We start from the raw sequence: 14,708 nt of genomic DNA, 5'->3' as shown, positions 1-14,708 counted from the left end.
GGACATGACAGCCCGGGCGGGCGGCGTTACATTCGGCTGAGGGCCGCGCTGGACAGTCGGCCGCGTCGCCGCTGGAGGGCCCGTGAAGCCGTCGTCGTCATCCGCCGCACCCGCACCGACCGCGCCCGGGGAGCCCGCCGAGGGCGCCCTGTCGAGCCGTGCCGGGCTGTTCAACGGCATCGCCGCGTACAGCATGTGGGGCCTGGTGCCCCTCTTCTGGCCGCTGCTGATGCCCTCCGGGGCCGGGGAGATCCTGGCCCACCGGATGGTGTGGTCGCTGGTCGTGGTCGGGGTGGTCCTGCTGGTGCTGCGCCGCTGGAGCTGGGCGGGCGAGCTGATACGCCAGCCGAAGCGGCTCGCTCTGGTGACGGTCGCGGCGGCGGTGATCACGGTCAACTGGGGCCTGTACATCTGGTCCGTCAACAACAACCACGTGGTCGAGGCGTCGCTCGGCTACTTCATCAATCCGCTGGTCACCATCGCCATGGGCGTGCTGCTCCTCAAGGAGCGGCTGCGCCCCGCCCAGTGGGCGGCGGTCGGCACCGGCCTCGCCGCCGTGCTGGTCCTCGCCTTCGGCTACGGGCAGCCGCCCTGGATCTCCCTCGTCCTGGCCTTCTCCTTCGCCACATACGGCCTGGTCAAGAAGAAGGTGAACCTCGGCGGCGTCGAGTCGCTGGCCGCCGAGACCGCCATCCAGTTCCTGCCGGCCCTCGGTTTCCTGCTCTGGCTCGGGGCGCGCGGCGAGTCGACCTTCGGCACCGAGGGCGGCGGGCACGCGGTGCTGCTGGCGCTGACCGGGGTGGTGACGGCGGTGCCGCTGGTCTGCTTCGGCGCGGCGGCGATCCGGGTGCCGCTCTCCACGCTGGGGCTGCTCCAGTACCTGGCGCCGGTCTTCCAGTTCGCGCTGGGCGTCCTCTACTTCAAGGAGGCGATGCCGCCGGAGCGCTGGGCCGGCTTCGGCCTGGTCTGGCTGGCGCTGACCCTGCTGACCTGGGACGCCCTGCGCACCGCCCGCACCAACCGGGCCCGCGCCGCCGAACTGGCCGCCCAGCTCCCGCAGGCCCCGGCCACGGCACCGCTCGCCGCTTCCGCTTCCGCTTCCGTCGAGGAGGCCCCCGGCCCGGAGATCGTGGCCGCCGCCGAGGACCCCGCACCCCGGCCCTGAAACTCGCTGGCCCGCCTCGGCCCGGTCCCGTTAGCCTGGCCGTATGCGTACGTACTCGTACTACTACTTCCGCTGAGCGCGAGCGCGTTCCGCGCCCGTGAGCGAAGCCGCGCGTCCGTCGCCCCCTGAGGACGAAAACGGCCGTCGGCGCGCCCGGGCATGCCGGAACGCGATCTTCCGCGCCCACCGGCCGTACGCATCCCAGGGACACTCATGCCTTCGCGCACCCACGCCCCCGTCTCCCCCGCCCGTTCCGCCCAGCTCGCCCTGAAGGACGTCTCCAAGGCGTACGGCGAGCGGGCCGTCCTCGACCAGGTCTCGCTGACCGTCCGCCCCGGTGAACGCGCCGGGGTCATCGGCGAGAACGGCTCCGGCAAGTCGACGCTGCTCAAGCTGATCGCCGGGGCCGAGACGCCCGACTCCGGCGAGGTCACCGTCGTCGCGCCGGGCGGCACCGGACACCTCCGCCAGACCCTCGACCTGCCGCCGCACCTCACCGTCCAGGACGCCGTGGACGACGCCCTCGCCGACCTGCGGGAGCTGGAAACCCGGCTCCAGGCGGCCGGGGAACGGCTCGGCGACGCCGGCGGCCGCGAGCTGGCCGAGTACGGCGAACTGCTCGCCGCCTTCGAGGCCCGCGACGGCTACCAGGCCGACACCCGCGTCGAGACCGCCCTGCACCACCTGGGCCTCGGCCACCTCGGCCGCGACCGGGCGCTCGGCTCGCTCTCCGGCGGCGAGCAGTCCCGCCTCGCGCTCGCCTGCGTCCTGGCGGCCGCCCCCGAACTGCTCCTCCTCGACGAGCCGACCAACCACCTCGACGACCGCTCCACCGACTGGCTCGCCGACCGGCTCCGCGCCCACCGCGGCACGCTGGTCACCGTCACCCACGACCGCGCGTTCCTGGAGCGGGTGACCACCACGATCCTGGAGGTCGACCGCGACACCCGCGCCGTCACCCGCTACGGCGACGGCTGGCAGGGCTACCGCCGCGCCAAGGCCGCCGCCCGCCGCCGCTGGGCCCAGGAGCACGAGGAGTACGTGGCCGAGCTGGCCCGCACCGAGGAACTGGTCGCGGCGGCCGGCCACCGCCTGGCCACCACCGGCCGCGACCCCGGCGAGGGGTTCGGCAAACACCGCCGCTCCTCCGAGAACAAGCTCTCGGCCCAGGTCAGGGCCGCCCGCGAACGCCTCACCCGGCTCCACACCTCCCCCGTCCCGCCCCCGCCCGAACCCCTCCGCTTCCGCGCCGCCCTCACCCCGCACACCGACCCGGCCGGGAGGGCCCTCAAGGCGGCCACGCCGCTGCTGACCCTCACCGGCGTACGCGTCGCCGACCGTCTCCACGTCGACGCGCTCCAGGTCGGACCGGGCGGCCGCCTGCTGGTCACCGGCCCCAACGGCGCGGGCAAGACCACCCTCCTCCGGGTGATCTCCGGCGCCCTCCGCCCCGACGCCGGCACGGTCGAACGCGCTCCCGGCACCCGCATCGCCCACCTCGCCCAGGAACTGGCCGTCGTCCCTGCCCCCGTACCGCTGCTCACGGCGTACGCGGCGGGCCGCCCCGGCCACCCCGACGAGTACGCGGCCGAACTCCTGGAACTCGGCCTCTTCCGCGAGGACGACCTGACCGTGCCGGTCCCCGCGCTCTCGGCCGGGCAGCGGCGCAGGCTCTCCCTGGCCCGGCTCGTCTCCCGCCCCGCCGACCTGCTCGTCCTGGACGAACCGGCCAACCACCTCTCGCTCACCCTGGTCGAGGAGATCGAGGAGGCACTGGAGGCGTACGCGGGCGCGGTCGTCGTCGTCTCGCACGACCGGCGCTTCCGGGAACGGTTCAGCGGGCGGCGGCTGGAGCTGGCGGGCGGCAGGGTGACGGCGTCGGCGGGCTGAGCCTCAGAACGCGCCGCTGACCAGCGCGCCCACCGGCAGGGAGAGGGTGGGGGCGCTGGTCAGCAGGGCCGCGAGCCACCAGTGGCGCCGGGCGTGCGCGGGGGTGGTGAGCTTCAGCAGACCCCGGTTGACCAGGAACCAGAGGGCGCCGTAGCCGACGGTCAACGGGACGACGACCAGCGTCCAGCCGAGCGGAGCGCCGCCGGCGAGGCCCAGGTTGGACACGTAGACCGAGAGGAGAAAGAAGGGGAAGAGCCCGATCACGCCCAGGCAGAGATTGGCCACCCCGGTCATCTGCCACCCACACCGCCCGGCCCCCGCCACCTGACCGTCCACGCGCACACCCACACCCGGCATGTCGTCCCCCCCTTCCTCCGCCGGGCCCCCCACAGCGGTTGCCCGAACCGTACCCGGACGTCCGCGCGCCCCGCGCACGCCCGTTCGCACCGTTCACCCCACGCTCCCCGCCCTCCGGCGTTTGAATGACCCCATGACTTCCACGACCCCGCCCGTCCCACCCATCCCGCCCGTCCACTGGAAGCTCGTCATCGACGCCGCGGACCCGCACGCCCAGGCCCTCTTCTGGTCGGCGGCGCTCGGCTACACGATCGAGGACAACGACGCCCTGATCGCCCGCGTCCTCAGCTTCGGCGGCGCCCCCGAGGAGGCCACCGTCGAGTTCCAGGGCCGCCGCGCCTGGCGCGACCTGATCGCCGTACGCCACCCCGACGACCCCTTCGACAAGGACACCGGCATCGGCGAGGGCCGCCGCGTCCTCTTCCAGCGCGTCCCCGAACCCAAGTCCGCCAAGAACCGCCTCCACCTCGACCTGCACTCCGGCGACCGTCCCCGCGAGTCCGAGGTGCGGCGGCTCACCGAACTGGGCGCGACGGTGGAGAGGGAGGTGGCGGAGGCCGGGGGCACGTGGGTGGTGATGCGGGACCCGGAGGGGAACGAGTTCTGCGTGAACTAGGAATGACGGCGTGACCGGCGCGGTCGCCACCCGCTGCTTACCCGGGTACTTCAACTCCATGATCGCCCGACCGCACACCCCGCCCTCGCCTGGCCCCGCTGACCGCAAGTCAGCCGGGTTTTCCGTGAAGGAGAGACAGTAAATGTGCGGTGCAGGATTGGCGGGCGAAGCAGAGATCGCCAGACGTATAGAATTGGCCGAGCGGGTCACGGAGAAGCTGATCCTGGCAGGATTCGCCCCCTCGCGGTACGGAGCACTTCCTAGGTCGGGCAGATTCCGAGTAAGTGCCGACCTTGTATTTCAGATCGCTCACCAAAATCATGCACTCAGCGATGATCAAGTTCCTGAGGGCTGCCGGATGGCACGCCTGCGACGCTGCAAATGACATGAACCCTTACGCGATTCGCGTAGAGGACAGAAAGAATCAGCGAGGCCCTGTCGCCCTCCGCCCGGAGGGTGACAGGGCCTCGCCGCAAGCAGACGCGAGGTCAGCTACGAGGCGCGGGAGCCCTACTTCCCCGCCACCTCCGTCAGCTTCTCCGGCGTGACCGCGCCCACGAACGCCCGCCCGTCCTCCGTGACCAGGGCGTTCACCACGCGGGTCGAGAAGAGCGTCCCCGTGCCGAAGTCGCCCTTCACCTTCTTGCCGAGGGAGTCGAGGGAGAGGCCGCCAGGGGCGTCGGACCCCGAGCCCGCCGCCGGAAGGCCCTCGCCCTTCGGGAAGGTCAGTTCGGCGACCGAGGCCCAGCCCTTGCCGTGGATCTCGGTTCCTTCGGCGGAGGCGAGGCCGGCGAGGGGGGCGGGCAGGGAGTTGAGGGCTTCCTCGGCGTCCTTGGGGGACTTGGGGGCCATGGCGTGGGCGTCGCCCTTGGCGTCCTTGCCGGATGCGTCCTTGCCCGGGGTGGCGTCGCCCGGGGCGAGTTCCTTCGTCTCGGTGATCTTGGCGTCCTTCGGCGGGGCGAAGGTGCCGGTGGACGGACGGGCGAAGTCGATCTTGGAGAAGCCGGCGTCGACGATGGCCTTGCCGCCGTCGGACGGGGCGACGGTGAACTTCAGCGGGGTGCCGGTCTCGGCGTCCACGGCGATGCGGACGGCCTTGACGGTGGAACCGGAGTCCTTGGGGGTGAGGGCGAGGCGGTAGGCGTCCCGGCCGGCGACGGTGGTGGTGCCGTCGACGGTGACGCGGGTGGTCTCGTCGGCGGCGTCGAGGGCCTGGGTGGCCAGTTCCTTCGGGGACATGTCGGAGACGTGGTCGTCGGCCGGGCGGTCGCCCTTGGCTCCGGCGTCCCGGGTGTGCAGGGCCTCGCCGGTGGAGCCGTCGTAGGCCCAGGCCTGGTCGCCGTCGCGGATGAGGCTGTACTCGTCGGCGCCGTCCACGAAGGTGAGCTTCTGGCGGTCGGGGCCGTCGCCGGCGACGCGCAGGGTGTGGGTGCCGGAGGCGAGCGAGGTCAGCTTCTCCTCGGGTGTGGCGGTGGAGCCACCCTTGCCGTCCTTGCCGTCCTCACCCTCGGCGCCGAGGCTGCCGGCCAGTTCGGAGAGGTCGAGGCCGCCGAAGGAGGGCAGGCCCAGGTCGACGGAGACCTTGACGGTGCCGGAGAACTGGTCGGTCTCGGAGGCGGCGATCTTCTCGACCAGCTCCTGGGCGGTGACCTCGGGGAGGTCCGGGTCGCCGCCCGCGGCCAGCGCCGGGACCAGGCCGATGGTGGCGGCGGCCACGCCGATGACGGCGACCGGGACGCCGTACCGGGCGGCCAGTCGGCCGGGCCGGCGCTTGGCGTCGGGTGCCGGGGTGCTCGTAGCGGAATCGTTCGGTGCCATGGCGCTTCCTCCGTGGTCGCGGTGGTACTCGGGGTCCGCTCGCGCCCTGCGGCGCCTTTCGCGCTCACCCGGTCGGGGCAAGGAGCGGTCTTCCACCATCTGACCAAAACGGGGCGCGTCAAGCGTCAGCCCCCGGGCCCAACCCGGTGTACCGCTGGAGGATGACGGCGGGTGGGTCCGGGAGGTGACGACCCGTAGGGGACGCGCGCCGGCCCTCGGTGACCAGGAGGTGCGTCAGCCCGCCCGGTGCACCACGGCGTCGCAGAGTTCGATGAGGGCGGCCTTGGCCGAGCACTCGCGCAGCGGGGTGAGGGCGGCGCGGGCCTCCTCGGCGTACCGGACGGTCTCGCGGCGGGCCTGTTCCAGCGCCGGGTGGGCGCGCATGGCGGCCAGGGCCTCGGCGTGGCGGGCGTCGTCGGTGAGGTCGGAGTCGAGGAGGGCGACCAGGGCCAGGTCCTCGGGACGGGCCTCGCGGCGGGCGCGGTCGCGCAGCAGGAGGACGGGGAGGGTGGGGATGCCCTCGCGCAGGTCGGTGCCGGGGGTCTTGCCCGACTCGTGGCTGTCGCTGGCGATGTCGAGGACGTCGTCGGCGAGCTGGAAGGCGACGCCGAGGCGCTCGCCGTACTGGGTGAGGATGTCGACGACGCGCTCGTCGGCGCCGGACATCATCGCGCCGAACCGCCCCGCGACCGCGATCAGCGAGCCGGTCTTGCCGCCGATGACGTCGAGGTAGTGGTCGACCGGGTCGCGGCCGTCGCGCGGGCCCGCGGTCTCCATGATCTGGCCGGTGACCAGGCGTTCGAACGCCTCGGCCTGGACGCGGACGGCCTCGGGGCCGAGGTCGGCGAGGATGTGGGAGGCGCGGGCGAAGAGGAAGTCGCCGGTGAGGACGGCCACCGAGTTGTCCCAGCGGGCGTTGGCGCTGGGCACCCCGCGGCGCACCTCGGCCTCGTCCATGACGTCGTCGTGGTAGAGGGTGGCGAGGTGGGTCAGCTCGACCACCACGCCGGAGGGGACGATGCCCGGCGCGTCCGGGTCGCCGAACTGCGCGGCCAGCATCACCAGGAGCGGGCGGAAGCGCTTGCCGCCGGCCTTCACCAGGTGCTGCGCGGCGTCCGTGATGAAGGAGACCTCGCTCTTGGTGGCCTCCAGGAGGCCGGCCTCGACAGCCGTCATTCCCGCCTGGACATCGGCTTCGAGTGCCTGGTCCCGCACGCTCAGCCCGAACGGCCCGACGACGGTCACGAGGGGGTCTCCTGTCTGCTGATGGTGCCCGGATCGCCCGGTCGGCCCGGTCCGCCGGTGGCACCGGTCTTCCCGGCGCCGCTGGCGATTGTCGATCGAACACCAGTGTTTGTCGATGTGTCGCCGTCGGCGCTCACGTCAGCGTATCCGGTCCGCTTTCGATCACCGTGAGCGCCTGCCCGTCGAATCGCCCGTCACGCCTCACCCCCGGCCGGGTGGAGGCGTGTCCGGGACGCGCCCGCGCCGCCCCCCGGGCGGAGGCCATCGGTGACCGGTATGTTCGCAAATGCCCCCGGCTACCTCACCGGCCCCATCGACCGCCCCCGACCCCCTTCCCTCCGCCCTTCACCCCGTTTGTCACCCTGGCACGCAGCCCAGGCCGCACCCGCCCGGCCCCGGCTGCCCGAACGAGCGGAAGCAGGCGACGTGCCCAGCAGCAACCCAGCAGACGACGAACCGACCAAGCGGCCCCCGGCCGTCGCGGACGACGAGCCGCCGCCGGAGGGCGCGCCGCCGCCCCAGGACGACACGGCCTTCTTCGGCCAGCCGAGGGGGCTCGCGACCCTCTCCGGCCTGGAGGTGTGGGAGCGGTTCTCCTTCCTCGGCATGCAGGCGATCCTCGTCCTGTTCTTCGCCGACACCGTCGCGGGCGGCGGCATGGGCATGGACCCGGGCACCGCCGCCTCGGTCTCCGCCGCCTACGGCACGATGGTCTACCTCGTCTCGGTGGCCGGCGGCTGGCTCGCCGACCGCATGCTCGGCTCGTACCGGGCGGTGCTGTGGGGCGGCATCCTCATCGCGCTCGGCCACTACTCCATGGCGGTCCCCACCGACGCCATGACCTGGACCGGGCTCGGCCTGATCAGCGCCGGCACCGGCCTGCTCAAGCCGAACGTCGCCACCATGGTCGGCAAGCTCTACCGCACCGACGACGACCGCCGCGACGCCGGCTTCGCCCTCTACTACATGGGCATCAACATCGGCGCCTTCCTCGGGCCGCTCATCACCGGCTGGCTCGGCGAGCACCAGGGCTGGCACTGGGGCTTCTCGGCGGCGGCCGTCGGCATGACGCTCGGCCTCGTCCAGTACGTGCTGGGCCGGCGCCACCTCGCGGGCCGCAAGCACGCCGCCGAGTTCGCGCTGCCGCCGACCGCGATGCGCCGGGCGGTGCTGCTGATCGTCGGCGGGCTGGTCGCGGTCGCCGTGATCGCCGGGCTGCTGAGCCTCGCCGGGTGGCTGACGCTGAGCCGGTTCGTGGACGCGCTCACCCTGATCTCGGTGCTGGCGCCGATCGCCTACTTCTGGGTGATGTTCAAGAGCCCCCGGGTCACCGCCGCCGAGCGCGGCCGGCTCCGCCCGTACATCGTGCTCTTCCTCGCCTCGGTGGTCTTCAACTTCATCCTCTTCCAGGCGTACTCCACGATGATCCTGCTGGCGTCGACCAACGCCCGCACCGAGATCCTCGGCTTCACCTTCCCGGCCAGCTGGTACGCCTCGGCGCTCGGTGCCTTCGAGGTGCTGCTGGCGCCGGTGGTGGCGGCCGTCTGGGCGCGGATGGGGACGCGGCAGCCGCACGCCTCCAACAAGATCGCCCTCGGGGTGATCCTGGGCGGCCTCTCCTTCCTGCTGATGGTGCTGCCGACCTCCGGCCACGCCGACGACACGTACCGCATGGCGGCCTGGTGGATCGTCGGCTCGTACCTGCTGCTCGGGCTCGGCGACATCCTGCTGGAGACCTCCGGGATGTCGGCCACCACCAAGCTGGCACCGGCCGCCTTCTCCAGCCAGACCATGGCGCTCTGGTTCCTCTCGCTGGCCGCCGCCAACGGCATCCAGTCCCAGGTGGTGCGGCTCTACGGCGAGGTCTCCAACCCCGCCTACTTCGGCGTCAACGGCGGTATCGCCGTCGTCGCCGGTCTCGCCGTGATCGCCGCGGCCCCCTGGCTGCGCCGCACCATGCACCCCGTCCACTGACCCGCGCCCCCACGCGAACACCCCCACTGCGAGGTCCCCCGCCATGTCCCTGCACATCGCCACCGGCCTGCCGTACCGGACGATCCGCGAGGACGTCCGCATCCCGCTGCCGACCGGCCGCCCCGGAGCCGACGGCTCCGAGATCACCCACCTGTACGCCCGGATCTGGCGGCCGGTCACCGACGACCCGGTCCCGGCCCTCCTGGAGTACCTGCCCTACCGGCTCAGCGACTGGACCGCCCCGCGCGACCAGCAGCGCCACCCCTGGTACGCGGGCCACGGCTACGCCTCCGTCCGCGTCGACGTGCGCGGCCACGGCAACAGCGAGGGGCTGCCCGGCGACGAGTACGACGCCACCGAGCTGGCCGACGGCGTCGCGGTGATCCACTGGCTGGCCGGCCAGCCCTGGTGCGACGGCAAGGTCGGCATGTTCGGCATCTCCTGGGGCGGCTTCAACTCGCTCCAGATCGCCGCGCTCGCCCCCGAGCCCCTCAAGGCGATCGTCACCGTCTGCTCGGCGGACGACCGGTACGACAACGACGTGCACTACATGGGCGGCTCCGTCCTCGCCGTCGACATGCACGCCTGGGCCTCCACCATGCTGGCCTTCGTCTCCCGGCCGCCGGACCCGGAGTTCGTGGGCCCCGCCTGGCGCGACATGTGGCTGAAGCGGCTGGAGGCGGTCGACCCGTTCATCCACACCTGGCTCGACCACCAGACCCGCGACGCCTACTGGCGGCACGGCAGCGTCAGCGAGGACTACTCCGCGATCAAGGCGAAGGTGCTGGCGGTCGGCGGCTGGCACGACCCGTACCGGGACACCGTGCTGCGGCTGGTCCGCCACCTCCCCGACGACCAGGTGCGCGGCCTGATCGGTCCCTGGTCGCACCAGTACCCGGACCGGGGCCTGCCGCCCGGCCCCGCCATCGGCTTCCTCCAGGAGACCCTGCGCTGGTGGGACCAGCACCTCAAGGGCGAGGACAGCGGTGTCATGAACGAGCCCAAGCTCCGCTCCTGGATCAGCGAGTCCCACCCGCCCGCCACCGTCTACCCGGAGCTGGAGGGCCACTGGGTCGGCGACCCGGCCTGGCCCTCCCCGTACGTCACCCCGGTCGAGTACGCCTTCCGGGGCGACCCGATCCTGGTCCGCTCCCCGCAGCACACCGGGCTCGCCGCCGGCCGGTTCTTCCCCTTCGGCAACGACGCGGACCTCCCGCCCGACCAGCGCGAGGAGGACGCCAACTCGGCCGCCTTCGAGTTCGCCGTCGACGAGCGGCTCCAGATCCTCGGCCGCCCCCGCGTCCGGCTCCGCCTCACCAGCCCGGCCCCGCGCGGCCAGGTCATCGCCCGGCTCTGCGACGTCGCCCCCGACGGCTCCTCGACCCTGGTCACCCGGGGCGTCCTCAACCTCTCCTCCCGGTACGGGCGGGACACGGTCGCCCCGTGGAAGCCCGGCGACACCGAGGACGTCACCTTCGAGCTGAACGGCATCGGCCACGCCTTCCCGCCCGGCCACCGCATCCGGCTCGCCGTCTCCTCGGCGTACTGGCCGTGGATCTGGCCGCAGCCCGGCTCCGAGGAGGGCTTCACCCTCGACCCGGCGGGCAGCGGCCTCGAACTGCCGGTGCGCGGCGCCGGCGACCGGGCGCTCGACGCCACCATCGCCTTCGCCGAGCCCGAGCAGTCCGAACCGCTCGCCGTCATCTACCCGGCCCCCGAGGACCCGGCCGACCAGCGGCCCGAACGCCTCGTCGTCCACGACGTGGCCGCCGGGAGCTGGCGCCTGGACGTCGACCCCCGGTACGGCGGCACCCGGATCTACCCGGACGGCCTGGAGTTCCACGAGGACGCCCTGGAGCAGTACACGATCACCGACAACGACCCGCTCAGCGCCGCCACCCGCTCCTCCTGGACGGTCCGTCTCCGGCGCCCGGAACTGGCCTGGGACGCCGAGGTCCGCACCCGCTCCGAGATCACCTGCGACGCCGGTGACTTCCTCACCCACAACGAGCTGACCTGCTCGGAAGGGGGTGAGGTGATCTTCCAGCGGACCTGGGAGCGGCGGATTCCGCGGACGGCGGGGTAGCGGGGGCGGCCGACTCCCGCCGGAGGCGCTCAGTGGCAGCGCAGCGTGCCCCCGCCCGCCGGCGGGAAGGTGCCGAGCGGGAGGGTGAGCTGGGCGGTGCACTCCGGGTCGGCGCACTCGCAGGTGAAGGTGACGGGAACCGTCTCCGGGTCGCCGGTGGTCCAGGGGCGGGCGAGGTAGGTGCGGTACTGAGTGGCCACCGCCTCGTTCTCCGCGCGGCGCAGGGCCCTGCGGCCGTGCGGGGTGGCGGCCGTGGGGCCTTCGGCGAGGGGGCCGGCGAGCAGGGCCTCGGCGGCGGTGCGGGTGTCGGCCGGGGTGGCGTCAGGGGTCACCGTGACGACGCGGTCGGCGAGGCCGTGCGCCTCGATCCGGGCGGCCAGGTCGGCGAGGAGCAGGGTGTACAGGGTGTGGACGCCCTCGGGCAGCCCGCGTTCGGCGAGGCGGCGGCGCTGGAGCTCCGGCGAGGGCATCAGCCACACCGCGCGGCCCGGGTCCGGCACGGTGTCCGGGGTGACCGGCGTCCCCTCCACCACGGTGAGCGGGCCGGGCCCCAGCGCCCGTACGTCGTCGGCGATCATCGCGCCGCGCTCGGCGTGCAGGGACATGGCGAGCAGGGCGGCGGGCGGCGCCGACCACCGGTCGGCCGGGGTGAGCGCCTCCCAGCGGGTCGCGGCCGGGTGGCCGGCGGCCAGGGCGCGGTCGCGGTGCTCCCAGGTCAGGGTGTCGCTCCGGTAGAGGCGCAGGCCCCGGCGGTGGGCCAGCGCCCGCGCCAGGGTGGTCTTGCCCGCGCCGGGCGGCCCGCCGATCCAGACCGCCTCCGGGGCGGGGCCGGGCGGCCGCTTCCGGCCGGGAACGGCTGGTTCCTTGCCCTCGGACACGCGGACTCCTCTCGGGCGGACGACCATCGGACGGCTCGCCCCCGTACGACGTGAACAGGCGGCTTCCCCGCCGGGAATCGGGCGCGGGCCCGCCCGGGCGGCTCCGCGCGGGCGCCCGAAGGCCGCCCGGACCGGGACGATACCGCCCGATCCCGGCCGTCCGGGGTCCGGATCGCGCCCCGGCCCTCCGCCCGCGTCAAGCACCATGCACACTGTCGTGGAGTGATGTCCCGCACATGCCGCCCGCGTGTGACGGCGGCGCGACGCCCGGAGGAGGCAGGGATGACGGTACTGGGACACCAGCCGCCAGGCCCTGACGAGGCGACCGGTCCGCCGGCCCCGCCGCCCGCCTCCGCGCTGGAGGTGCTCCGGCCCCGACTGCGCACGGCGGGCCAGCAGTTCGCGATAGGCCCCGGCTGGCGGCGGCTGGTGCTCGACTGCCACCACCGGATATCCGCCGAGTTCCCCGCGTACGAACTCCTCGCGGTGAAGCAGAAGTACGGGCGGCTCTCCTTCCAGGCGTTCCCGAGGCCGTGGCGGCCGGGCGAGCGGAGCTGGACCCCCGAGGAGCACGCCCGGCTGCACGACCTGCTCGACGCGACCACGGCCCGCAGTGAGAGCCTGTGCGAACGGTGCGCGGCCCCCGCCCGGCTGCGCCGCACCCGCCGCCTCTGGCTCACCCTCTGCGACGCCTGCGAGGCGACGGTCGAGGAGAGCGGCGAACTGGGCTGAGCCCCACGTGGTCGCCGGTCAGCCGTAGACGCGTTCCAGGACCCGGGCCACGCCGTCCTCCTCGTTGCTGGTGGTGATCTCGTCGGCGACGGCGAGGAGTTCCGTGTGCGAGTTGGCCATGGCGACGCCGTGCGCGGCCCACTGGAGCATCGGCACGTCGTTCGGCATGTCGCCGAAGGCGAGGGTGTCGGCGGGGCCGAGGCCGAGCAGTTCGGCGGCGCGGGCCAGGCCGGTGGCCTTGGTGACGCCGAGCGGCTGGAGCTCGACCGTGCCCGGGCCGGCCATCGTGACCGTGGCCAGGCCGTCCACGGCAGAGCGGGCGGTGGCGGCCAGCTCGTCGTCGGTCAGCTCCGGGTGGCGGACCAGGACTTTGGCGATCGGCCGCTCCCACAGCGCGTCGCGGTGCGGGACCGGGCGGGCCGGGAGCGTGGGGTGGGCCATGCGGTAGCCGGGCTCGATCAGCGTGTGGCCGTCGGCGCCGTCCTGGTCGACGGCGGCGTAGAGCGCGCCCGTCTCCGCCTCGATCTTGCCGAGCGCGGTGGCGGCGGTCTCCCGGTCCAGGGTCAGGGCGCTCAGCATGCGGCCGCTCGCCGCGTCGTAGACCTGGGCGCCCTGGCCGCAGACCGCGATCCCCTCGTACCCCAGCGCGGCCAGCAGCCCGCGCACCCCCGGCACGGGCCGCCCGGTCACCACGATGTGCCGGGCCCCGGCGCCGCGCGCCAGCTCCAGCGCGGCCCGCGTACGGGCCGAGACCCGGTCCCCCGCCCGCAGCAGCGTCCCGTCCAGGTCGGTCGCGACCAGCCCGTACGTCCGCCGGCCGCCCGCCGGCCGGGGCCGCTCCCGGGTCGGCGCCCGCCAGGGGGCGGCGTCCGCCTGCGCCTCCGCCTGGGCGGGGCCCGGCTGGGTGAGGACCGGGGTGTGCGCGTGGGGTGGCGCCTCGGGGGGCGCGGGGGACGGGTGTGCGGAGGGGAGGGCCATGATCCCCACGATACGGAGATACGCCCCTGGCATGCGCCACCCCGGCATGCACGGATTTCCCTGGCGGGGTGGGGCGTTGGGGGGGCGCTGCGCGGGCTGGGGTGCGGGGTGGCCGGGTGGGGGTGCGGCCACCCCGTTCGGGGGGGGTGCCTGCGGCGCGGGGGCGGGTTTGGCTGGGCTTCTGTGGGGCGCCGCCCCTGCGAGATGGCCTCAAGCGCCGGCCGGGCTGGATCGTGGCCGGGCTGGATCGTGGCTGGGGGTGCTCGGGGTGTCGGTTGGGGGCTGTTCGGGGTTTCGGTTGAGGGCCGTTCGGGTGGCGAGGGTGGTGGGGGCGTTGTCTGCTGGAGGTATGAGTGACCCGATTGAGACCTGGACCGACCGGCTGCGCGACACCGCCCCGGGGCTTGAGGAGAACCGGGCGCGGTCGTTCGTGCACGATCTGTACACCGCCGCGCAGAACGATCTCGGCGAGGAGGAGGCTGAAGCGGATTTCGAACGCGAGGAGTGACCGGCGCGAGGCGTGATCGGCGCGAGGCCTGACCGGGTGGCCGTCGCGGGCGGGCGGCTTCGCTAGGACGGCGCCGTGGCGTAGTAGAGGGTGATGTCCTCGGGGGCGTGGAGGCGCCAGCCCTCGCCGTCGGCGCTCACCACGGAGACCCAGCCCTCGGGGGCCGATTCTGGCTTGACGAGCGTGAAGGGGCCCTGTCCGTTCACGCCCCACACCGTGCTGCCGATGCCTACGGTTCCGCCGTCGTTGGTGCGGTATGAAGAGGCCATGGGGCGGTCATACCACCGCTGTTGTCCCCGTACGCCCCCCCTTCGGGGAGCGCGTGTGCGTGGGCGGCGGGGTGGGAGCGGGCCGCCCCTGCCGTGAGCGGGTTCCGCGCACGTAACGTGTGGCCCGGCCCACGGCTGCCTCGCGACCCCCTCATCCGGGGTGCGGGCGTCCCACGGGCTGACCGACCGCAC

13 protein-coding genes are annotated in these 14,708 nt (G+C 73.8%); 7 read left to right on the top strand and 6 right to left on the bottom strand.

All coding sequences use genetic code 11. The annotated features are described in order from the left end of the window. The first annotated feature begins 82 nt into the window (after positions 1 to 82). Both rarD and abc-f read left to right on the top strand, forming a co-directional pair. The gene (gene rarD, locus OIM89_RS18240) at positions 83 to 1,165 is read left to right on the top strand and encodes an EamA family transporter RarD (protein ID WP_264491433.1); all 1,083 of its coding nucleotides are present in this window, start codon (positions 83 to 85) and stop codon (positions 1,163 to 1,165) included. A 213-nt stretch (positions 1,166 to 1,378) separates the two neighbouring features. Continuing rightward, positions 1,379 to 3,055 carry a ribosomal protection-like ABC-F family protein gene (abc-f, locus tag OIM89_RS18235; protein WP_264491432.1) on the top strand — a complete coding sequence of 559 codons (1,677 nt, stop codon included), beginning with the start codon at positions 1,379 to 1,381 and terminating at the stop codon, positions 3,053 to 3,055. A 3-nt stretch (positions 3,056 to 3,058) separates the two neighbouring features. On the opposite strand, the gene OIM89_RS18230 is transcribed toward abc-f, so the two are convergent. Then, entirely contained in the window at positions 3,059 to 3,412 is a 354-nt protein-coding gene (locus OIM89_RS18230; RefSeq protein ID WP_264491431.1) for a hypothetical protein, read from the bottom strand. Positions 3,413 to 3,545: 133 nt separating this feature from the next. On the opposite strand from OIM89_RS18230, the gene OIM89_RS18225 reads away from it, so the two are divergent. Then, on the top strand, positions 3,546 to 4,028 hold the full coding sequence (locus tag OIM89_RS18225; protein ID WP_226965376.1) for a VOC family protein: 483 nt from the start codon (positions 3,546 to 3,548) through the stop codon (positions 4,026 to 4,028). Between the two features lie 510 nt (positions 4,029 to 4,538). On the opposite strand, the gene OIM89_RS18220 is transcribed toward OIM89_RS18225, so the two are convergent. Together OIM89_RS18220 and OIM89_RS18215 are read right to left on the bottom strand one after the other, a co-directional pair. After that, positions 4,539 to 5,846, bottom strand: coding sequence for a LolA family protein (locus OIM89_RS18220; RefSeq protein WP_264491430.1), 1,308 nt, complete (start codon positions 5,844 to 5,846; stop codon positions 4,539 to 4,541). Between the two features lie 234 nt (positions 5,847 to 6,080). Further along, positions 6,081 to 7,091: a polyprenyl synthetase family protein gene (locus OIM89_RS18215; RefSeq protein ID WP_030697603.1), complete on the bottom strand. Its 1,011-nt coding sequence runs from the start codon at positions 7,089 to 7,091 to the stop codon at positions 6,081 to 6,083. Positions 7,092 to 7,517: 426 nt separating this feature from the next. Here OIM89_RS18215 and OIM89_RS18210 point away from each other — a divergent pair, with 426 nt between their 5' ends. Together OIM89_RS18210 and OIM89_RS18205 are read left to right on the top strand one after the other, a co-directional pair. Further along, positions 7,518 to 9,065, top strand: coding sequence for a peptide MFS transporter (locus OIM89_RS18210; RefSeq protein ID WP_030697604.1), 1,548 nt, complete (start codon positions 7,518 to 7,520; stop codon positions 9,063 to 9,065). A gap of 43 nt (positions 9,066 to 9,108) precedes the next feature. Beyond that, positions 9,109 to 11,151: a CocE/NonD family hydrolase gene (locus tag OIM89_RS18205; RefSeq protein ID WP_175458949.1), complete on the top strand. Its 2,043-nt coding sequence runs from the start codon at positions 9,109 to 9,111 to the stop codon at positions 11,149 to 11,151. Between the two features lie 29 nt (positions 11,152 to 11,180). On the opposite strand, the gene OIM89_RS18200 is transcribed toward OIM89_RS18205, so the two are convergent. Continuing rightward, positions 11,181 to 12,029 (bottom strand): hypothetical protein, encoded by an 849-nt coding sequence (locus OIM89_RS18200; RefSeq protein WP_264491429.1) that lies wholly within the window; start codon positions 12,027 to 12,029, stop codon positions 11,181 to 11,183. A gap of 282 nt (positions 12,030 to 12,311) precedes the next feature. Between OIM89_RS18200 and OIM89_RS18195 the strand changes: the two genes are divergently transcribed. Continuing rightward, positions 12,312 to 12,761: a hypothetical protein gene (locus OIM89_RS18195; RefSeq protein ID WP_030697607.1), complete on the top strand. Its 450-nt coding sequence runs from the start codon at positions 12,312 to 12,314 to the stop codon at positions 12,759 to 12,761. Between the two features lie 18 nt (positions 12,762 to 12,779). On the opposite strand, the gene OIM89_RS18190 is transcribed toward OIM89_RS18195, so the two are convergent. Then, complete coding sequence (locus OIM89_RS18190; RefSeq protein WP_030697608.1) at positions 12,780 to 13,739, bottom strand: HAD family hydrolase; 960 nt, start codon at positions 13,737 to 13,739, stop codon at positions 12,780 to 12,782. A gap of 349 nt (positions 13,740 to 14,088) precedes the next feature. Here OIM89_RS18190 and OIM89_RS18185 point away from each other — a divergent pair, with 349 nt between their 5' ends. Beyond that, on the top strand, positions 14,089 to 14,247 hold the full coding sequence (locus tag OIM89_RS18185) for a hypothetical protein (protein ID WP_008408170.1): 159 nt from the start codon (positions 14,089 to 14,091) through the stop codon (positions 14,245 to 14,247). Between the two features lie 62 nt (positions 14,248 to 14,309). Here OIM89_RS18185 and OIM89_RS18180 read toward each other — a convergent pair whose 3' ends face one another. After that, positions 14,310 to 14,516, bottom strand: coding sequence for a hypothetical protein (locus OIM89_RS18180; RefSeq protein ID WP_226965382.1), 207 nt, complete (start codon positions 14,514 to 14,516; stop codon positions 14,310 to 14,312). Between the last annotated feature and the right edge of the window lie 192 nt (positions 14,517 to 14,708).

The organism is Streptomyces sp. BI87, assembly GCF_025957665.1.
Taxonomy (GTDB): Bacteria; Actinomycetota; Actinomycetes; order Streptomycetales; family Streptomycetaceae; genus Streptomyces; species Streptomyces albidoflavus.
This window is presented reverse-complemented; position numbering and strand designations above follow the sequence as displayed.